Origin of the sequence: Chryseobacterium scophthalmum, from assembly GCF_900143185.1 — a bacterium.
GTDB classification, from domain to species: Bacteria; Bacteroidota; Bacteroidia; order Flavobacteriales; family Weeksellaceae; genus Chryseobacterium; species Chryseobacterium scophthalmum.
Map to the genome: position 1 here is coordinate 2,127,855 of NZ_FSRQ01000001.1, position 21,162 is coordinate 2,149,016.

The window sequence follows — 21,162 nt, forward strand, 5'->3', positions numbered from 1 at the left end:
TAATCAAAACATAAATATTTATATAACTTTAAATTGCGTTTTTTTGAATTATTAACATTAATAACATAATTAATATCTACCACATAATATTACCAATATCAGTTCAGATATATTCTTATGAGCCGAAATATTTTGTTATTTTTGTGCATACAAATTTTAGACAATGCCAAACATTTCAAACAGAGCACAACAGATGCCGCCTTCACCGGTAAGAAAACTGGTTCCTTTTGCCTTACAGGCTAAACAGAGAGGTACAAAAGTATATCACCTTAACATCGGACAACCGGATATCGAAACTCCTGAAACCGCTTTGAATGCTTTAAAAAACATTGATTTAAAAGTTTTGGAATATGCTCTTTCAGAAGGAAATATTGAATACAGAAAAGCGCTTACAGAATATTATCATTCTTTAGATTTTACAGATCTTACTCCAGATAATTTCATTGTAACAAACGGTGGATCTGAAGCTTTAAATTTCGCCATTTCTACTCTTTGTGATGACGGCGATGAAGTAATTATTCCAGAACCATATTATGCAAATTATAACGGATTTACAAGCACATTCAATGTGAATGTAGTTGCAATTCCTTCTTCTATTGACACTGGTTTTGCACTTCCTCCGATTGAAGAATTTGAGAAAAAAATCACTGCAAAAACAAGAGCAATCGTTATTTGTAACCCTGGAAATCCTACGGGATATCTTTACACCCGTGAAGAACTTCAGAAGTTAGCAGAAATTGCTTTAAAATATGACATCGTTGTTATTTCTGACGAGGTTTACAGAGAATATGTTTATGACGGAAAACAACAAGTTTCAATGCTTGCTTTTCCTGAATTAAGCGAAAACTGCATCATTATCGATTCTGAATCTAAGCGTTATTCTATGTGTGGTGTAAGAATCGGATGTTTAATTACCCGTTCAAAAAAAATTCACGATGCTGCAATGCTATTTGCGCAGGCAAGATTAAGCCCGGTACTTTTGGGACAAATTGCTGCAACTGCCGCTCACCAGAATGATGGAGCATACATCAGAGCCGTAAGAGAAGAATATACTCACAGAAGAAATGTTTTAGTTGATTTGCTGAATGCAATTCCGGGAGTTATTTGCCCTAAACCAAAAGGAGCATTCTACTGTGTTGCCGAACTTCCGGTAGATGATACTGAAAAATTCGCGCAATGGCTTCTTGAAAAATACACTTTGAACAACGAAACCATCATGGTTGCACCTGCAGGAGGATTTTACAGCGATCCTGAATTAGGAAAAAAACAGGTGAGAATTGCTTACGTTCTGAAAGAAGAAGATTTAAGAAAAAGTGCAGAAATCTTAAAACATGCACTTGAAAAATATAAATTAGAGTTCAATCTTTAATAGTACAAATATGTCGGCAGTAAAAATAAGTGATTTGAAAATTTTCGTTTCAATGTTTTTACTGCTGATTTTTTTTTCATGCAGTGAAAAAACTGCTGATAAAAAACCAGATTCTAAAACCGAAGAAATCACATTTATTGGTTTATCGGAAATTGGTGGTCAATTAGGTTTTTACAGAGTGATAAAAGTTACGAAAGACTCCATTCATTTTGAGACCGGGGCAACCTCAACAAAGAAGCACAAAGAATGGCATTCCGCCATTAAACCGGAGACCTGGAAAAGCATGACCTCTTCTTTTAAAATTAGAAATTTGGACGGCATCGAAAGTTCACCAAGTATTCAACCGATTGATGGTATTGATGAGAGTTTTCAGATTAAAACCAATAAAAAATCTCACGTTTACGTCAACGCACAAAACGATATTCATTACAATCAGTTTGCCCGTTTCAAGCAAGAGCTTTTAAAAATTATTCCTCAGGAATATCAATAAAATTTCATTTTCAAATTAATTCTAAACATTTACTAAATCCAATGCAGGAAAATTTTTCACTAAAACCTTTCAATACTTTTGGAGTAGAAGCAAAAGCAAAATATTTTGTTGAAGTAAATACTGTAGAAGAATTAACTGAAACTCTAAAACTCTCCCACACTCAAACTCTCCCACTCCTATTCTTGGGTGGCGGAAGCAATATCTTGTTTACAAAAGATTTTGACGGTTTAGCAATACAATTAAATTTAAAAGGAATTTCTGAAAAATTTTTAAATGAAAATGAAGTTTTAGTAACAGCAAAAGCCGGAGAAAACTGGCATGAATTCGTTATGTTTTGCCTGAATAAAAATTACGGTGGACTTGAAAATCTTTCTTTAATTCCAGGAAATGTAGGAACCTCACCGATGCAGAATATCGGAGCTTACGGAACCGAAATAAAAGATCATTTTTTAAGCTGTAAAGTTTTGAATTTACAGACATTAGAAGTTGAAAATTTTGATCTGGAAAAATGCAGATTCGGGTACAGAGATTCTATTTTCAAACAAGAAGGAAAAAATAAATATGTGATTTTGGAAGTGAGTTTTAAATTAACCACTCAAAACCACTCCATTAAAACCGAATATGGTGCTATACAATCTGAACTGGAAAATTTAGGAATAAAAAATCCAACAATTCAGGATGTTTCAAAAGCCGTTATTAACATCAGACAAAGCAAACTTCCCGATCCTAAAAAAATTGGTAACGCTGGAAGTTTTTTTAAAAACCCCACTATTCCTTTAACACAGTTTGAAGGTTTAAAATTAAAATTCGACAACATTCAGGGTTATCCGAACGGAAATTTCGTAAAAGTTCCTGCAGGCTGGCTCATCGAACAATGTGGCTGGAAAGGAAAACAAATCGGAAATGTGGCTTCTCATCAATTACAGTCTTTAGTGATTATTAACGCAACGGGAAATGCTTCTGGGAAAGAAATTTTTGATTTTTCAGGTTTAATTATTGATTCCGTTAAAGAAAAATTCGGGATTGAATTGGAAAGAGAGGTTAATATTTTATAGTCTAAAAAGTTCCCTTATATCTTGTCTGACATTTGTCAGTTATTTTAATTTATTCTAAATAAATTTCATATCCGCAAATTTAATTCCTACTTTTGCGGTCGATTTTGCATTCGACAAACTAAAATAATGATGATCAGGCTCTTAACATTTATATTACTTTTTTTCTTCGGCTCTCAACTTTTATTGGCTCAAAACGAGAAATTACAATTAAGCATTAGTATTTCAGGTGAAAGTCAGCAGAAACTGAAAGGCGTTACTGTAAAAAGTTCTCAAAACTCTGCAGTTACGGATGAAAATGGAGTTGCAACATTAGTTTTAAGTGAAGGCAAACATCATCTAAAAATCATCCACTCCAATTATCAGGAAAAAGAGCTTGATGTTACTTTAAACAATTCAAAAACACTTAATTTCCAGCTTCAACCCGTAGATAAACTTGAAGAGATCGTGATTTTCTCTAAAGAAGGAAAAGGTTTAACGACTAAAACCATTATCGACAGAAAAGCAATGGAACATTTGCAACCCTCAAGTTTTACAGATTTGATGGAGCTTTTACCGGGTGGATTGGCAAAAACACCCAATCTGAGTGTAAATAACAGACCCATGCTTCGTGAAAACAGAGGTCAATTTACATATAGAACATCAGAATACAATACAACTGCATTGGGAACCCAATTCATGATAGACGGAAATGTCATCAATTCTAATGCAGACATGCAGGTTTCGTTAGACAACAGACAATTTGGATACTCACCTGAAGCAAGAGAAACTGCCACAACCGGGGTAGATATGAGAACAATTTCCACGAACGACATTGAAAAAGTTGAAATCATCCGAGGAATTCCTTCTGCATCTTATGGAGATTTAACATCCGGAGTGATAAAAATCGAAAGAAAAATTGGCGAATCTCCTTTACAGGCAAGATTTAAAGCAGACGGTTTCAGCAAGCAATATTATGTTGGTAAAGGTTTTAAAGTTAATAACAATTGGCAAATCAGTGCAGGTGCAGACTTTTTAGATTCTAAATCTAATCCGACCGATGATTTTGAAAATTACCAGAGAATGACCGCATCAATCCGTTCAAAAAAGAAAGGAAATCTTTGGTCTAATCCTTTAGAATGGCGTTCAAATATTGATTTTTCAAGCAATATCGATTCGAAGAAAAACGATCCTGATAACGGAGCTCCTGAAATTGATAAATATAAACAGACCCGAACAAAAATTAGTTTTAGTAATAACTTCATTTATAGTTTAAATAAAACATCTTTTTTTGATAAAGTTATTTTAAACACAGCAATTAGACAGGGATTTGAAAAAATTGATCAAACTAAACTGATACAATTATCAGGGCCAAGATCTTTTTCTTTAGCCACAGAACAAGGAGAAAATGTTGGAGTTTTCCCGGTTCTTCGTTATGTGAGCGACTACGCTACAGAAGGAAAACCGTTAGACATTACTGCAATGTTTCAAACGACCGGAACAAGAAGCACTTTTGGAATCAATCATCAATATGAAGCAGGTTTAGACTGGAGGTATTCTAAGAATAATGGCAGGGGGTTGATTTACGATATGAATTCTCCTTATGCTGCAGAATTTAGCAATTCCAGACCAAGACCATTTAATGATATTCCTGCATCTAATTTGATGGCTGCATTTTTAGGAGACCAAATGAGTTATGCCATTGATGAACATAAATTTACATTATATACAGGATTAAGATTCTCAAAACAATTGGGAATAGATAAATCTTACACCATCAGTAAAAAAGTTTTTGTGGAACCAAGAGTAAATCTACAATATAATCTTCCTCATTTAATGATTAATAATTTCCCTTTAAAAACAGATATCACATTAGGGTATGGACAGTTTTACAAGCAACCTACACTTTTAATGCTCTACCCTAACAGAAAATTCTGGGATTATACACAGCTTAATTATTATCACAATGATGCACAATATCGTTATGTAAATTTCATGACGTATGTTCAGAATCTCGAAAATAAAGCGTTAGAAGCTGCTAAAAGTATTAAAAAAGAAATCAGACTAGATCTTTCGTACAGAAATCATAATATATTTTTAACTTATTTCAAGGAAGATATGACAAATGGTTTTCGTCAAATGCTTCATACGACATTACATACTTACAAGCAATATAATGCTTCACAAGTCGACCTTTCACAATGGAACAACGGACCGAATTTAGCCACCACGCCATATGTTGAAAGAAAAACCAACGCCAACTATTCTTTAACTGAAAACGGAAGTGCAACAATTAAAAACGGAATTGAATTCGGTTACACTTCTCCACGTATCAAAGCTATTAATACAAGATTTACTTTAAGCGGTGCCTATTTTAAAACACAGTACAGAAATTCAATCCCTGTTATTGAGCAACCAACCGCATCTATCGGACCTGATGGATTTCCGTACTACGGAATTTACCAAAATGACGATGGATACGTTAATTCAAATATGAATTACAATCTTTTCGTTGATACCTATATCCCTAAACTGGATTTAACGATTTCAGCATCGTTTCAGGGAAGTTTCTTTGACAATAATAGAAATGATCAAAGAATTGCTGAACCAATATCTTATTACGGAATTGATGGCATTATACATACTTTTACCGAAGTCGATAAAACCGATACTTACAAACAATGGTTGGTAAGAAATGTTTCAACATCAGATAATTTAGCCAGAGAATATACTTTTACTTTCGGTGCCAATTTAAAAGTGACCAAAAGTATTTATAAAGACATCAGAACTTCGATGTTTGTTACCCGAATCTTTAATTACAGTGCACCTTATTATTTCAACAATCTTAAGATTGAAAGAATAGGAACAAACAGACCTTATTTCGGGATGGAGTTAACCTACAATTTTTAATATAATTTAAACAAATAGAAAACAACATGAAAAGAAGAGTTTTATTACTAGGTTTAGCAGTAGCTTTGGTAACAGGATTTACAGTAACATCTTGTTCAAGCGATGATGATTTCGGGAAATCAGTTTCTCAGACAGGAGTTTTAACAATGAATTTCACAGGAGAAGAAATTGCTATTTACAAAACTTTAGATATTTCAATTAAAGAAATCAACACTGGAGCTGTAACAGAATTTACCATTCAAAATACCAATGCACATTCTCTTGAATTGCCTTTCGGATCTTACAACATTACCGTAAACGGAATTGTTGTAAAAACAGATTCGGAACAGATTAATGTAGGTGCAACTGCAGTTACAGATATTAAAGTAAATGCTACCAATATTACCATTCCGCTTTTAGCAAAAAGATTTGGTAATGATTTTATCATCGAAGAAGTATTCTTTACAGGAGTGAGAACTCCGGATAATAAAAACTACAACTCAAGCAGATATTTTAAAATCACAAATAACACAGACGAAGATTTAGATGCCGCAAATCTAATTATTGGGCAATCTAATTTCTACACAACATCAAACGATAATCCTACTCCGTACAATGCAAATGACTATTTCCCTGTAAAAGGTGTTATGGTACTTACAAGTGCAACCCCTAAGATTATTCATCCAGGAGATTTTATCGTTGTAGCAGATAACGCAGTAGATCATTCACAAAACACTTCAACAGCCTATAATTTACAGAATGCAGACTGGGAATTCCCTTCTACCAATCCTACTTTAGGACAGGTTGATAACCCAAATGTACCAAATGCAGAGGTAATCTATACTCAGATGACATACAATATGTTTTTCCTTCACAACAGAGGTTTTGAAAGTTATGTAATAGCTCGTTTCCCTGCGGGTGAAAATAAAAACACCTTCCTTCAAAATCAGAAATACGATTATTCTTTTGTAAACAGTGCTGGAAGTGTTACTTCAAAAAGTGTATATAAAATTCCAAACTCATGGATTATTGATGGAGTAAACAACAGTATTCCTACAGATTTTGTTCAGACCCTTACTTCCGCAAGTATAGATGCTGGTTGGACGTCAGTTGGTTCTATGAATAATGATGCAACACGTTACGGAAAATCAGTAAGACGTAAAGTAATTGGGAAAACTTCAGAAAACAAAAACGTATATAAAGACACCAACAACTCATCTTTAGATTTTGTAAAAGACTCTCAACCGAGTTTAAAAAACGGGATTGTACATTAATCTCGGTTTAAAATTTATTTAAAACATATTTATGTTCAATATTAAAACTTCTTTCGCAGCACTATTTGTAATTTGTTTTTCTTTGTTGAAAGCTCAGGACAGTATTGATTTTTTTAATAAATATCGCAATCAATACTGTGCGGAAAGAAATTTAAAATCTCAGTTTTACTATAATCCGGCTTCCATGTCGGATTATAGTTCTACTTCTTTCTCAGAATTCGGAATTGGTTATCATTCAGAAAAAAAAGATATTTACAGAGAACAGCTTGGTTCTGGAGATAAAGGTTTGAAAATTTACGTCAATTCTTTTCAAAAGCTTAATGATAAAAGAGCGGTTTGGGGAAAGGCAAGCTACGAAAGTCAGAAACAATTAAAAATTAAATGGAACGAAAATCTGGATTTTGACCGTGTTGCACCTTATGTTTTGGCAGATTCTGTAGGCGGAGATTTAAAACTGGAAAGATATTCTTTTGCAGGAGGTTATTCTGAGAAATTCAACCGTTTTACTTTAGGACTTGAAGCCAACTATACCGCACAATTGGGTTACCGCTCAAGAGACCCGAGAATTAACAATACAACCTCAGATCTTTATGTAAATCTAGGTTTAAATTACAATATTTTCAGAGAATATGAAGTTGGAATTTTCACAAGATTAAATAAATATACACAGAACAGCAGCATCTCATTCGTGAGTCTTTTAGGAAATCCTTACCTCTACCAAATGGTAGGATTAGGGTACTCTAACAACTTTTTTAACGGAGGAAAAAATGCTATTGCATTTGAAGAATTAGGTTACCAAGTCGGAGCTCAGATCACTAATAAAGCAGGAAAAGATTTTTACATTCAAGCAGTTGCTGGAAATTCTAAAAACACCAAAAACATCCAAATAAATAATCAATTTTTTAAAGCTTCAGCTTTACAGAACGAGCAGTTTATTTTCGAAGGTGCAAAATTTTTCAATCTAAACAACCATCACAGATTCGGGATTTTTGCCAATTACTCTGCTTCTGTAAAAACTGGAACTGAGTTTGGTTATTCTATCAATACTCAGCGTACAGAGCAGATCTTCCAGAGAAAAGCTTATCGTAATGAGACTTATGCTTCTTTATTCAAACTGATGTATCAATTATCAAAAGATAATTTCACATTGAATGCAACGCCATTTTTCAGTCAGCAGGAAATTAAAGAAAGAAGATTATATCCGGTTTCGGGACAAAAATTTGTTTACAATTATTTTGGAATCAATGCAGATTTTCAGCAAAAATTAAACAAAAACCAAGTATTGAGTTTTAGTCCTTATTTCACAAAACGAGTTGTAAATAAATCAATCTCGGCAATTACATCAGTTGGAAATACTGCCATCAATGATTGGATTCTTCAGGATTACCAATTTCAGGCAAGCGACATCAGCACTTTTGGAGCATCTTTAAGATACGACATTAAATTGGAGAAACTTCCGGCATTCTTTGTAAGTGTAGAATATCAATCACAGAAAATTCAGAAAAAAAACAATAATTTTGTCGGCGCAAGTTTAGGAATTACATTTTAGAAATTGAAAGATTAAGAGATTAAAGATTTTATGAGAAGTAGTCCTTAAAGCGAAACTCAACTTAATTTGTCTCAACTTTTTAATGAACCTTAATAGTTTAAAAATTAAAATAGTAAGAGAATTAAAATAAATTTATAATAGAAAAGTATCAAAAGAATATTTAATTTAAAATGAAAAGAGGAATTTATTGGAGTTTAGGATTGATTTTATTTATTCTTTGGAGTTTCACTTCAAAAGTTGGAAATGAGTTATCAAATATTCAGGAGCCATCTATTGAAGACATAGTAAAAAGCTACAAAAAAGCAATTACAGAATGGCCAAAACCCAATATTGACCACGGTGTAAAATGGGAGGAATTTGCAGCCATCAAAACAGATTCTGCTTATTTCACAGAGCAGGACAAGCCAAATGTTATTTTAGGAAAAATGCTTTTTTTTGATCCTAAATTATCAAAGTCCAACCAGATTTCCTGCAGTACTTGTCACGACCCCGAAATGGGATGGCAAGACCGAAGACGTGTTGCACTTGGAAACGACCACCTTTTAGGAAACAGAAACACTATTTCTCTTTACAACATCGCCGAAAGAACTTCTTTTTTCTGGGACGGAAGAGCTAAAACTCTTGAAGAGCAGGCTTCAGGACCTCTTGGAGCACATCACGAGATGGCAATGGATGTGAAAACACTTCCCGCAAAAATTCAGAATATAAAAGGATACAATTCGCTTTTCAAAAATGCTTACGGAACCGAAAAAGTAACGTACGATAAAATCGTAAAAGCCATTGCTGATTTCCAGAAAACCATCAAAAGTCAGCCAAGCCGTTTTGATAAATTTCTTGAAGGAAAATACAACTCTTTAACAGATGAAGAAATCTACGGAATGCATATTTTCCGTACTAAAGCTCGTTGTATGAACTGTCACAGCGGAAAATATTTAACTGATGAATCTTTCCACAATATTGGTTTAACTTACTATAAAAGAAAATACGAAGATCTAGGCTTATACAACATAACCAAAAAAGCTGAAGATGTTGGAAAATTCAAAACACCACAATTAAGAGATTTAGCACTCACTCAACCTTGGATGCACAATGGGCTTTTCGATGATTTGGAAGGAGTTGTCAACATGTACAACAGCGGAATGCATCAACTCGATCCTAACGCAGAAAAAAAGTTGGCAGATCCACTTCATCCTTCAACAGACCCTTTGTTGCAAAAACTAAATTTAAATAAAGAAGAAGTAAAAGCTTTAGTTTCTTTTCTTGAATCTCTTTCAGGAACAAAATACAAAATGAGAAGACCGGAGTTTCCTGTGGAATAAATTAATTTCTTTTTAAAACCAAATCTTCGTTCGTTTTAACAGAATAGCTTATTTTAGTTCAAATATTTCTAAATAGCTATGGCAGATAAAATGCATTCTGATAAAGAATTAAAAAAAACGATTCAGGATCACCTCAATAAAACGCATTACGTAAAAGTTTTCTTTTCCGAAGAATGCCCGGAAGAGTTTACTTCAGGCTTTATTCTGAATGTATCTGAAAAATTTTTAATGGTTCAGGAGTCTCACAATTTTACTTTAGACGGAATAAAAATTGTTCCTTACAATAAGATAATAAGAACCCGTCACAAGAAATTTGAAAAAACTTCTGAGAAAATATTTTCAGAAGAAGGTCTGATCAATTTTAATCAAAAAATCATTAGCAATACTTCGTTAAAGAGTTTTGAATCCTTATTTAAATCTTTAAAAAAGCAAAATTTTCACTGCATCGTAGAAAGTTCTACAAAAAAGAAAAACATATTTTCTATCGGCGAAATTTTAGAAATAAATGAAAAATATGTAGTGATTAAAAACTATGACGCTACCGGAAAAATTGAAAAAAAATCTGACAAAATTCTATTTAAAAATATCCATTTTATTACTTTTAATGACCGATATTCACTAACGTTCAGAAAATATTTAACCGAATAAATAAAAAACACAAATATGAAAATCGCCATCATCGGAGCCGGAAATATGGGTTTATCTTTTTCAAAATCATTTTTGAAATATGAACTCATTAAACCTGAAAACCTTCACCTGATTACAAGAAGCCAATCTAAAATTCCGAAAATAAAAGAAGAATTTCCCAAATCTGAAATTTCTGTATTTGAAGAAGTGAAAAATTTGGATGCAGATCTTATAATCATTGCCGTAAAACCACAGGATTTCCAAAAAGTAGCGGAAAGTTTTCAGTTTTCATTAAATGAAAATCAGATGATTTTGTCGATTATGGCAGGAATTAAAATTGAAAAAATTCAGAACTCATTAAATCACAAACCTGTCGTAAGAGCAATGCCCAACTCTCCTACTCTTTTGGGAATGGGAATCACAGGTTACACTTCTGCAGAAGGAATTTCATTTAATCAGTTAATGAATATCGAAAGGCTTCTGAACAGCACCGGAAGATCTGTTTATTTGGAAAACGAAGATTTATTAGACGGAGTTACTGCCCTTTCAGGAAGCGGACCAGCGTATTTTTATTACATCGTAGACGCGATGATTAAAGCCGGAACAGAAATGGGAATCGATGAAAATTTGTCTAAACTTTTCGTAAAACAAACGATGTTGGGCGCTTATCATTTAATCAATAACTCTGATAAAAACCTGGAAGATCTTATCAAAGATGTTGCTTCAAAAGGTGGTACAACCGAAGCGGCACTGAAAACCTTTGAAGAAAATAATTTTAAGGGAATTTTGCAGCAAGGAATTTTAAATGCTGAAAAACGAGCGAAGGAATTGAATGGGTAATGAAAAATGCTTCGACTTCGCTCAGCATGACATCGCTAAAAATTTATTGCTGAAATATAAAAGTTAGTATTAGGAAATGTCATGCTGAGCGGAGTCGAAGCATCTCAATTTATTTAACATAGCTTTCAAATCTTCTTTCTAAAAAATTCCGAATCAAAAATCCCAGAAACACTCCAAAAGTATTCAGCAAAACATCATCCACATCAAATACTCCCAATCTTGAAAAATACTGCAGTGCTTCTACAATCACAATGGCAGAAACAAAAGTGATGATGAGGCTTTTTAAATTTTTTAACTGTGGAAAAATCCATCCTAAAAAACCAAAAGGAATAAACATCACCACATTTCCCAAAACAATTCTAATAATATCAAGCCAGCTTATTGTTTCATGAATAAACCAAATTGTTGAAACAATCGGTTTAATTCTCACAATATTATCTTCATACTGCAATCTTCCCATCCCGAAAAACATCAGATAGAGCAGAAAAATGGTGTACGGTAAAATGATGAATTTATAAAATTTCTTTAACATCATTTGCAAAGTTATTCATTTCAAAGCACTAAATTTGGCGTGTTAAACTAATTTAATGAAATACGTCTTACTTACGCTCATTTCAGCGATGTTGCTATCGGTTTCTTGGCCGACTTACGGAGTTCCATTTTTTATATTCTTTGCCCTCGTTCCGCTTTTGATGATGGAACATGGTGTTTCTAAATTTTCAAATTACAACAGAAAAAGCTGGGTTGTTTTCGGTCTTTCTTATCTGTGTTTTGTGATTTGGAATGTAGTTACCACAGGCTGGCTGTACGGATCAAAAAATCCGGATGGAAGTCATTCGATGATGGCGGTCCTATTTCCGGTTTTGGTCAATTCTTTTTTATATTCACTCGTTTTTCAATGTTATCATTGGTATAAAAATGCACAGGGAACGTATTGGGGAATGGCTTTTTTAGTAGCAATCTGGATGAGTTTTGAAAAATTTCATCTCAATTGGGAATTAACTTGGCCTTGGCTGAATCTTGGAAATGCTTTTTCAGATTACCCGAAACTGATTCAGTGGTACGATACTTTAGGATCAACCGGAGGAAGCTTTTGGATTTTATTGGTCAATTTACTCATATTTTACACTATCAGAATTTGGGAAGCCGGAAGAAAAAGGAAAGATTTAATTATTAATATTTCTGCAACGGTACTTTTAATCGGTCTTCCGATGATTATTTCATTAATAAAATTCAATAGTTTTAATGAAAAACCGATTGGTGAAGTCAGTGTTTTAATGTTGCAACCAGATCTTGATCCTTATGGTGAAAAATATTCTAAAGACAGCATCACGATTCAGAATGATCTTTTAGCTTTAGCCGAAAACAATACCAAAGGAAAAATTGATTATTACATTGCGCCCGAAACAGCACTTCCCGGAAGAGGTTCTATTTCTGAGACCGCTTTTGAAAAAAGTGAACTTTTAAGTAATGTAAAAGGTTTTCTTGCGAAACATCCCGGTTCTGTTTTTACAACGGGAATTTCTTCACACAAATATTTTTTAGATAAAAATACTGTTCCAACAAATGCTTATCAAATTAATGACCGAGTTTGGGTAGAAAGTTATAATTCTGCAGTACAAATCATCCCGAATCAAAAAGTTGAAGTTTACCACAAAGGAAAGCTTGTTCCGGGCGTTGAAATTTTCCCTTACATGAGTGTTTTAAAACCACTTTTAGGTAATGCGATGATTAATTTGGGAGGAACTGTTGCTTCATTGGGAACAGATAAAGAGCGTGTTGCATTTTCAAATCCTTATAATAAAGGAAAGATCGCACCGATTATTTGTTATGAAAGTATTTATGGTGAATTTGTAACCGACTATGTAAAAAAAGGCGCCAACTTCCTCGGAATTATGACCAATGATTCTTGGTGGGGAGTAACAGAAGGTCACAAACAGCTCCTTTCTTATGCAAGAATGAGAGCTATTGAAACCAGAAGAGAAATTGTACGAGCTGCAAACAGCGGAATTTCTGCGCATATTAATGCTAAAGGTGAAATCTTAGAAGACACTTTTTATGGCGATCAGACAACCTTATTCGCTAAAGTTAATCTTTATGAGGGCGAAACGTTTTATGTAAGAACAGGAGATTTTCTTTCCCGAGTTTCTATTTTTGCTTTAGGGTTTTTGCTGTTTTATTTTCTGATTAAAAGGTTTCAGAATAGAATGAAAAAGGAAAACAAAAAGTAAACTTTTAAATATTGGAAAGTTTCATATAAATAAAAAACCAGCCAATTGGCTGGTTTTCTCTGTTTAATTTAAGTTTAAAAAATCAAATTCAAACTACTATTTACCTGATCATTAGTTTTTGGACCACCCAGTTGTTGTTAATTTTAATTTTCAGAATATACATTCCTTTTGGAAGATCAGAAACGGTTACCGACTGATCGCTGTTGAGCTGTACATTTAGTTTTTTCCCATCCATTGAATACATTTCCACCGCAGTTGCTTTTTCACCTTTAATGAAAACTTTTTCAGAAGCCGGATTTGGATAGATCGACAGTTGTGTTTTTGCTGAAAAATCATTTACACCTAATGTATTTTCTACTGACGGATCAGAGTAAACTTTTGATGCATCAATTGATCTTACACTCCAATATACTTGCTGAATAGAAGAATCAAGCGTTAAAAACCAAGATGGCGTAGTTACAATATACTTTGCCACATCTTGCGCTCCCGGACTTGTTCCGACTTTAATTTCATATTGTAAAGCATTGACCGGAGTTTTATCATCCGTTGCGCCACTCCATGTAAAATTGAATGTATTTCCGTTTTTGTTTAAATGTAAACTGGTTGGAGCAGTTGGTTTTAAATTGGCTGCCGTAGAAGTATTTTTATAAAGTTTGGTGAATGAATTTAAATCTGGATCAGCCCAATCGAAGCCCGTCATTAAAACATCCAGATGATTGTTTCCGTCGTAATCAAAAAGCCTTACATTTCCTGTTCCGCCAAGATTATACAAAGAAGTATTGGTTGCTTTTGTAAAAGATTGGGAAGCCGGATTGTAAAGAAAAACATTCACCGCTCCGTCATTATTTTTATCATCACCAATGACTATAAAATCGTAATATCCATCATTATTAAGATCTCCAACATCTACACTTGAAGCAGAAAGCCCTTCTCCGGAAATCCCCTGAGTTGTAAACTGACCTGTTCCGTCATTCATAAAGACACCAAGATATTCGTCATAATTTCCATCCTGACCAATCGCTACCAAATCTAAAAAACCATCTGCATTAAAGTCTGCATACGCTAATTTCCCGCTCGCTAAAGGCAGTAAAGTTTGAGATTCCTGAAGTGTACCATTCGAATTTAGATATACTTTAAAAACAGGATTGGTATCTTTATCATAACCGAAAATGACTACATCCAGAAGCTGATCATTATTCAGATCTAATACTTTAAAACTTCCATTCTGAGTTCCGGGAAGCCACGACTGAGTTAGTTGAAAACCATTACCTGCGTTTTTATAAAAACTTAAATCATACACAAAACCGGTTCCTTGAACATATTGAGGTCCGTTGATTGCATAATCCTGTTTTCCATCATGATTAAAATCAAAAACTTCAATAGAGCCGTACACTTTTCCGGCAGTATCTTCTACTTTTGAAAAACCAGTTCCATTATTTAGAAAACGATAGTGTTTGTAATTAACAACATCCTGATAACTCAAACCAGTAGAAACAATATCTAATAATCCGTCATTATTATAATCTATAAATTTAATATCTCCTAAATGCGTAACATCAGTTCCTAAATCTCCATAAGCAGAAAAAACGCCATTATTATTAATATAAGCTTCATTAAAGGTAACATCTGCACCTCCGTCTGCATCTACATCTATAGCGCCATTATATACAACATCCGGTTTTCCGTCATTATTAAAATCACCAATATCGCTGGATCCGTAAAAGAAATTTTTTATACTGCTGGAAACTTCAGAAAAAGTTTGAGCCTGAAACATCATAGGAATAAAAAAAGCAAAAACATACAACTTTTTCATTTTATTTTTATTTAGATTAATTAAAAACAAAGATAATATCAAATATTATTTCAGCGTTCAAATTGAGACTGATATTTATCACATGCCCACATCCGAGAGACTTTAAAGAATGCAAATGAATGGGTAAGTCATTAAAAATGATAAATATTTATTATAAAATTTATACAAAGACTTGTCTATCTAAAAAAATCTTCGTTATTTTGCAACCTCAAATATTATACAAATAAGAACATCGAGATATGTCAAGAATTTGCCAGATAACAGGAAAGCGTGCAATGGTTGGTAACAACGTTTCCCACGCTAATAACAAAACGAAGCGTCGTTTTGAAATTAACTTATTGGAAAAGAAATTTTACCTTCCAGAGCAAGACAAGCACGTTACGCTTAAAGTTTCAGCTCATGGATTGAGAATCATTAACAAGATTGGAATCGAAGAGGCTATCGAAAGAGGCATCAGAGAAGGATTGATTAAAAAGAACTAAAATCATGGCAAAAAAAGGAAATAGAGTTCAAGTAATACTTGAATGTACAGAGCACAAAGAAAGCGGTATGCCAGGAATGTCTAGATACATTTCTACAAAAAATAAAAAGAACACTACAGAAAGATTGGAATTGAAAAAATACAATCCGGTTCTTAAGAGATCTACCCTTCACAAAGAAATCAAGTAATTTATAAATATAATTTACCATGGCAAAGAAAGTAGTAGCAACCCTACAAAGCGGACAGTCTAAAAAAATGACTAAAGTCGTGAAAATGGTGAAGTCTTCTAAATCAGGAGCTTACGTTTTCGAAGAAAAAGTAATGAATGCAGACGAAGTTGAAGGTTTTTTGAAAAAATAATCCAGAACTTTATTTACAATACAAAAACTACTCATATTTTGGGTAGTTTTTTTGTTATCTTTGCTTTTCTAAGCAGGAAGCAAGATGTTGGAAGCTGGATGTTTACAAAATAAAACATTATAATTGTAAACATCCAGCTTCCTGCTCCCAACTTCCAACATTAATTAAAATTCCGAAATTCATACAATGAGTTGGTTTAAAAATATTTTCAAAAAAGAAGAAAAAGAAACTTTAGATAAAGGTTTGGAAAAATCGAATCAGGGTTTCTTTGAAAAAATGACTAAAGCCGTAGTCGGCAAAAGCAAAGTAGATGACGAAGTTCTGGATAATCTGGAAGAAATACTGATTGCTTCAGACGTTGGAGCTTCTACAACCATCAAAATCATTGAGAGAATTGAAGAACGTGTTGCCAGAGACAAGTATGTCGGCGTAAATGAATTAGACCAAATTCTACGCGAAGAAATCTCCGGACTTCTTTTAGAAAATCCACACGCAGGAAGCGGAAACATTGACACAAGTAAAAAACCATACGTTATTATGGTTGTCGGTGTAAACGGTGTTGGAAAAACCACCACTATCGGAAAACTGGCTCATCAGTTTAAATCTGAAGGTAAAAAAGTAGTTTTAGGAGCTGCAGATACTTTTAGAGCTGCTGCAGTTGATCAATTGGTTATCTGGAGTGAAAGAGTTGGCGTTCCTATCGTAAAACAGGAAATGGGTTCTGATCCTGCTTCTGTTGCTTTTGACACGGTACAAAGTGCCGTTGCTCAGGATGCCGATGTTGTTATTATTGACACCGCTGGAAGACTTCACAATAAAATTAATTTGATGAATGAACTTTCTAAAATCAAGAGAGTGATGCAAAAGGTTATTCCTGATGCTCCACACGAGATTTTATTGGTTCTTGATGGTTCTACAGGTCAGAATGCCTTTGAACAGGCAAAACAGTTTACAGCAGCTACTGAAGTGAATGCTTTAGCAGTAACAAAATTAGACGGAACTGCAAAAGGCGGTGTGGTAATTGGTATTTCAGATCAATTTCAGATTCCGGTAAAATATATTGGTGTTGGAGAAAAAATGCAAGATCTTCAACTTTTTAATGGTACAGAGTTTGTAGATTCGTTCTTCAAGAAGAGATAAATTCTTTTTGAAAACAAATCAAACAAATTTATTAACATTAAAAAAATTAAAATTATGGGATTTATAACATGGATTATCTTTGGTCTATTGGCAGGAGCACTTGCTAAAGTGATTATGCCCGGAAAACAAGGCGGCGGATGGCTGATTACGATTATCTTAGGTATCGTTGGTGCTTTCGTCGGCGGCTTGATAGGAGTATATATTCTTCACTGGGGCGATGTAGATTCTTTCTGGAATTTCAGAAGCTGGTTCCTTGCCATTGGTGGTGCAATCCTTGTACTCTGGCTTTACGGAATGGCAACTAGGAAATAAATAAATTCTTTTAAAAAAACAAAATCCCGATTTGAAAATTTCAAATCGGGATTTTTATGAACAATATAATTTAGTCTATTTTGATTCTGTAAGGCATTTCCATTTTTACCTCAGATTTTAATTTCTCACTGGTAAGCTGTTCTAAAATCTCATAGTTTGCTTTACCAATTTTATTCTTGATGACTCTTGCAGAGATATCGTCTTCATTCAGATCTTCAAAAATCTGCTCAAATGCAGTCATCTTTTTAGGATAAGACGCAACGTTATAAGATTTCAAATTTGCTTTTTGTGCAGCAAATTTCACTGCATCATTTAAAGTTCCCAATTCGTCTACCAAGCCGATTTGTTTTGCACGAACTCCGCTCCAAACTCTTCCACCTCCGATGTTATCAATCTGCTCAAAAGTCTGTTTTCTGTTTTGAGTCACAAAATGTACAAATCTTTTATAAGTTCCTTCAACACTTCTCGTCATTAAATTCACTCCATAAGGCGTAAGACCGTGCAATGAAGAATAATAAGCCGAGTTGGCATTGGTAGCAACAATATCAGAACGCACTCCGTTTTTATTGGCAATATCTTTAAAGTAAGGCAATACTCCGAAAACTCCGATAGACCCTGTTAAAGTATTTGGTTCAGAATAAATTTTATCCGCTCCCATTGCAATATAATATCCACCTGAAGCAGCATAATCACCGAAAGAAACAACCAGAGGTTTTGTTTTTTTCAACCGTTGAAGTTCAAATAAAATCTCATCAGAGGCATTTGCACTTCCTCCCGGAGAATTAATTCTTAAAACTACCGCTTTTACTTTTTTGTCTTCCTGAAGTTCTTTAATATACTTGATATACTTTTCAGAATAAATTTCATTGTATTCATCACCGCTATTGATAGAACCTGACGCGTATAAAACTGCTACTTTTTCACCTGAGCTATCTTTATCTTTAAAAGAATCGATATATTTTTGTAGCGAAACTTTGTTTAGTTTATCTTTTTCAGCAATACTCAGTTTTGTTTTGATTAACTGATCGTACTCAGTTTTCTGAATAAGTTTATCAGCCAGTTTATATTTTACCGTTAAATCTGGAATCATTCCGTATAAGCTGTCTACAACAGTTTTGAACTCTTCAGCATTCATTTTTCTTGAGGCTGCCATTTTAGATGAAGTATTTCCCCAAATATCATTTAATAAGGTACTCAACTGCTCCTGATTTTCCGGCGAAATATCATTTCTTAAGAAAGGTTCTACAGCAGATTTAAATTTCCCGTGACGGATTACTTCAATCCCGATTCCATATTTTTCAGCAAAATCTTTAAAGAAAGTTACTTCTGTAGCCAAACCTTTAAGCTCAATTCCACCTGATGGATTTAAATAATACTGATCAGCAACAGAACCTAAATAATAGGAAGCCTGTGAAACCGCATTTCCGTAAGCATAAACAAATTTTCCGCTTTTCTTGAAATCTTCAATAGCATTTCTCAAATCATCAATCTGAGTAGTTCCTGCGCTAATATGGTCGGTTTCAATACTGATACCTTTAATATTATCATCATCTTTCGCTTTATGAATAGCTTCCACAGCATCATAAATCAAAATATTCTGATTCTTATCTTTAATATTAAAAATACTTTGCTGCTCTTCTGTAGGACTATCAATAATAGAAGTCTTCAGATTAATAGTTAAAACTGAATTCTTTTTTACATCCACCGATTTCTCTCCACTCATTGAACTGACAGCAATCATGATAATAAAAAAGAAGAAAAACACGAAGCATAATATAACAATAGCCACTATATTTGCTAATACATTTTTAAAGAAACTCTTCATAAACAATCATTTTTCTATATGTCGCAACATAAGGTGGTTTTGTTACTCGGAAGTAACATTGGCAATCAAAAAAATAATATTGACCTCGCTTTAACCAAAATAAGTGAAGCTTGTACAATATTAAAAAAGAGTGAATATTTGACTTCAGAACCCGTAGAATTTGCCAGTTGTAATATTTTTTGTAATATTGCAACAATAATATCTACTCACCTATCACCTATTCAACTGCTTGATTACGTGAAAAAAATAGAAATTGAAATGGGTCGGCTTACTGATTCTTCAGTTTCGAAAGTTTACACAGACAGAATAATCGACATTGATATTGTGAAGTATGATGAGTTAAAATTTATATCAGAAAGGTTAGAAATCCCTCATAACAAACATCTTTTTGAAAGGGAATTTTCTAAGATATTATTAAAAGAATTTATTTAAAAAAACAAACACATAAAACAATTGTATGAAATTAGGTTTATTATTATTGTCCATTTTGCCTATGGCAACCTATGCACAGGACAGTATTTCCGTTAACTCTACAAACGAATATCCCAATACATTTTCTTCTGGTTCTGCAAATGTTCAAAAATTTGACAACAAAGCAAGAAGATTCAACGATTGGTCTATTTCTGTGGGTGGAGGTGCAGCATTTATGATGAACTCAGATCTTACTTCTTTTTATGACAAAAAGGTAAACTGGGGATACAACAGCTATGTGAGTATAGACAAACAAATCTCGCACACTTTTGGAATAAGTATAGCCTATCAAAGAGGTGAAACAAACCAAAAAGGAATGCAGGATGGCGCACGTGGACAACTAGCCGGTGTAGGAGTTGCAAAAACAAAATACAATCAAATTGCTTTATTAGGAGATGTTAACTTTTCAAATCTTTTGAGAAGAGTTGATAACCACTCGCCTTACAGATGGGCTTTTCATGGTTATGGAGGAGTTGGTTTAATGAACTTCAAAACATCTTTACATGATAATGATGAATTTAGATGGAGTAATTCACCTAGAAGAGTACCATTATTTATTGATCAAAAGCTTGACATCAGTTCATTTTATTATCAATTTGGTGCAGGTTTGAAATATAAAGTTTCAAAACTTATTGATATCGAAGCCAGAGCGATGTATATTATCAGTGGTGATGATGAGTTCGATGGTGGCGGTTGGGCAGAGCCTGCAGATTATGTTGCAAGCAGCGCCAACTCTAAGTATAATATGATCAACGATAAAAGATCAGATAATATGTTAACGGTTAATTTAGGTGTATCATTTAAATTAGGAAAACATATGTCTCATCTAGCTTGGCATGATCCTTTGCAGGAAGTTTATTACAGAACTAATGTACTTGAAAATACAGCCAACGAATTAGTTGTATGCGAAAAAGGAGACAATGATAATGATGGCGTTTGTGATGACTGGGACAGAGAGCTGAATACTCCTGCAGGAGCAAGAGTTGACGGTGCGGGTGTAGCATTGGATATGGATCTTGATGGGGTCATCGATTTATACGACAAATGTGTTACCGTTCCAGGATCTCCTGATAACAATGGTTGTCCTGTGAACTAAGCATTCAATAAAAATTCATTTAATTAACTAAATAAATAAAAATAC

General features: G+C 33.7%; 20 protein-coding genes. 17 read left to right on the forward strand and 3 right to left on the reverse strand.

Features of this window, described 5'->3' with window-relative positions:
* The first annotated feature begins 163 nt into the window (after window positions 1-163).
* From BUR17_RS09615 to proC, 9 genes are all read left to right on the forward strand, one after another.
* Window positions 164-1,369, forward strand: coding sequence for a pyridoxal phosphate-dependent aminotransferase (locus BUR17_RS09615; RefSeq protein WP_074230069.1), 1,206 nt, complete (start codon window positions 164-166; stop codon window positions 1,367-1,369).
* A gap of 10 nt (window positions 1,370-1,379) precedes the next feature.
* Window positions 1,380-1,859 carry a hypothetical protein gene (locus BUR17_RS09620; RefSeq protein WP_074230070.1) on the forward strand — a complete coding sequence of 160 codons (480 nt, stop codon included), beginning with the start codon at window positions 1,380-1,382 and terminating at the stop codon, window positions 1,857-1,859.
* Between the two features lie 41 nt (window positions 1,860-1,900).
* The gene (gene murB, locus BUR17_RS09625) at window positions 1,901-2,914 is read left to right on the forward strand and encodes a UDP-N-acetylmuramate dehydrogenase (protein WP_074230071.1); all 1,014 of its coding nucleotides are present in this window, start codon (window positions 1,901-1,903) and stop codon (window positions 2,912-2,914) included.
* Between the two features lie 126 nt (window positions 2,915-3,040).
* On the forward strand, window positions 3,041-5,800 hold the full coding sequence (locus BUR17_RS09630) for a TonB-dependent receptor (protein WP_074230072.1): 2,760 nt from the start codon (window positions 3,041-3,043) through the stop codon (window positions 5,798-5,800).
* Window positions 5,801-5,826: 26 nt separating this feature from the next.
* Window positions 5,827-7,053 (forward strand): DUF4876 domain-containing protein, encoded by a 1,227-nt coding sequence (locus BUR17_RS09635; protein ID WP_074230073.1) that lies wholly within the window; start codon window positions 5,827-5,829, stop codon window positions 7,051-7,053.
* 31 nt (window positions 7,054-7,084) lie between these two features.
* Window positions 7,085-8,602 (forward strand): DUF6850 family outer membrane beta-barrel protein, encoded by a 1,518-nt coding sequence (locus tag BUR17_RS09640; protein ID WP_074230074.1) that lies wholly within the window; start codon window positions 7,085-7,087, stop codon window positions 8,600-8,602.
* A gap of 170 nt (window positions 8,603-8,772) precedes the next feature.
* Complete coding sequence (locus BUR17_RS09645; protein WP_074230075.1) at window positions 8,773-9,921, forward strand: cytochrome-c peroxidase; 1,149 nt, start codon at window positions 8,773-8,775, stop codon at window positions 9,919-9,921.
* Between the two features lie 78 nt (window positions 9,922-9,999).
* A complete protein-coding gene (locus BUR17_RS09650; RefSeq protein WP_074230076.1) occupies window positions 10,000-10,569 on the forward strand; it encodes a hypothetical protein in 570 nt (189 codons plus the stop codon).
* Window positions 10,570-10,584: 15 nt separating this feature from the next.
* Window positions 10,585-11,388, forward strand: a complete 804-nt coding sequence (gene proC / locus BUR17_RS09655; RefSeq protein WP_074230077.1) for a pyrroline-5-carboxylate reductase — start codon at window positions 10,585-10,587, stop codon at window positions 11,386-11,388.
* A 109-nt stretch (window positions 11,389-11,497) separates the two neighbouring features.
* Here the strand turns inward: proC and BUR17_RS09660 are convergent, their stop codons facing one another.
* Window positions 11,498-11,920 carry a VanZ family protein gene (locus BUR17_RS09660; RefSeq protein ID WP_074230078.1) on the reverse strand — a complete coding sequence of 141 codons (423 nt, stop codon included), beginning with the start codon at window positions 11,918-11,920 and terminating at the stop codon, window positions 11,498-11,500.
* A gap of 55 nt (window positions 11,921-11,975) precedes the next feature.
* Here BUR17_RS09660 and lnt point away from each other — a divergent pair, with 55 nt between their 5' ends.
* Complete coding sequence (gene lnt / locus BUR17_RS09665; protein WP_074230079.1) at window positions 11,976-13,619, forward strand: apolipoprotein N-acyltransferase; 1,644 nt, start codon at window positions 11,976-11,978, stop codon at window positions 13,617-13,619.
* 100 nt (window positions 13,620-13,719) lie between these two features.
* On the opposite strand, the gene BUR17_RS09670 is transcribed toward lnt, so the two are convergent.
* A complete protein-coding gene (locus BUR17_RS09670) occupies window positions 13,720-15,432 on the reverse strand; it encodes a T9SS type A sorting domain-containing protein (RefSeq protein ID WP_074230080.1) in 1,713 nt (570 codons plus the stop codon).
* 239 nt (window positions 15,433-15,671) lie between these two features.
* Here BUR17_RS09670 and rpmB point away from each other — a divergent pair, with 239 nt between their 5' ends.
* The 5 genes from rpmB (at window position 15,672) to BUR17_RS09695 (ending at window position 17,725) form a co-directional block, all read left to right on the forward strand.
* Window positions 15,672-15,914 carry a 50S ribosomal protein L28 gene (gene rpmB / locus BUR17_RS09675; protein ID WP_034760742.1) on the forward strand — a complete coding sequence of 81 codons (243 nt, stop codon included), beginning with the start codon at window positions 15,672-15,674 and terminating at the stop codon, window positions 15,912-15,914.
* 4 nt (window positions 15,915-15,918) lie between these two features.
* On the forward strand, window positions 15,919-16,101 hold the full coding sequence (rpmG, locus tag BUR17_RS09680) for a 50S ribosomal protein L33 (RefSeq protein WP_027373683.1): 183 nt from the start codon (window positions 15,919-15,921) through the stop codon (window positions 16,099-16,101).
* Window positions 16,102-16,120: 19 nt separating this feature from the next.
* Complete coding sequence (locus BUR17_RS09685; RefSeq protein WP_066674993.1) at window positions 16,121-16,273, forward strand: DUF4295 domain-containing protein; 153 nt, start codon at window positions 16,121-16,123, stop codon at window positions 16,271-16,273.
* A gap of 186 nt (window positions 16,274-16,459) precedes the next feature.
* Window positions 16,460-17,413, forward strand: coding sequence for a signal recognition particle-docking protein FtsY (ftsY, locus tag BUR17_RS09690; RefSeq protein WP_074230081.1), 954 nt, complete (start codon window positions 16,460-16,462; stop codon window positions 17,411-17,413).
* Window positions 17,414-17,467: 54 nt separating this feature from the next.
* Complete coding sequence (locus BUR17_RS09695) at window positions 17,468-17,725, forward strand: GlsB/YeaQ/YmgE family stress response membrane protein (RefSeq protein WP_074230082.1); 258 nt, start codon at window positions 17,468-17,470, stop codon at window positions 17,723-17,725.
* Between the two features lie 70 nt (window positions 17,726-17,795).
* On the opposite strand, the gene sppA is transcribed toward BUR17_RS09695, so the two are convergent.
* Window positions 17,796-19,550, reverse strand: a complete 1,755-nt coding sequence (sppA, locus tag BUR17_RS09700; protein WP_074230083.1) for a signal peptide peptidase SppA — start codon at window positions 19,548-19,550, stop codon at window positions 17,796-17,798.
* Window positions 19,551-19,568: 18 nt separating this feature from the next.
* Here sppA and folK point away from each other — a divergent pair, with 18 nt between their 5' ends.
* Together folK and BUR17_RS09710 are read left to right on the forward strand one after the other, a co-directional pair.
* On the forward strand, window positions 19,569-19,982 hold the full coding sequence (folK, locus tag BUR17_RS09705) for a 2-amino-4-hydroxy-6-hydroxymethyldihydropteridine diphosphokinase (RefSeq protein WP_074230084.1): 414 nt from the start codon (window positions 19,569-19,571) through the stop codon (window positions 19,980-19,982).
* A gap of 25 nt (window positions 19,983-20,007) precedes the next feature.
* Window positions 20,008-21,117, forward strand: a complete 1,110-nt coding sequence (locus BUR17_RS09710) for a flagellar motor protein MotB (protein WP_074230085.1) — start codon at window positions 20,008-20,010, stop codon at window positions 21,115-21,117.
* The last annotated feature ends 45 nt before the right edge of the window (window positions 21,118-21,162 follow it).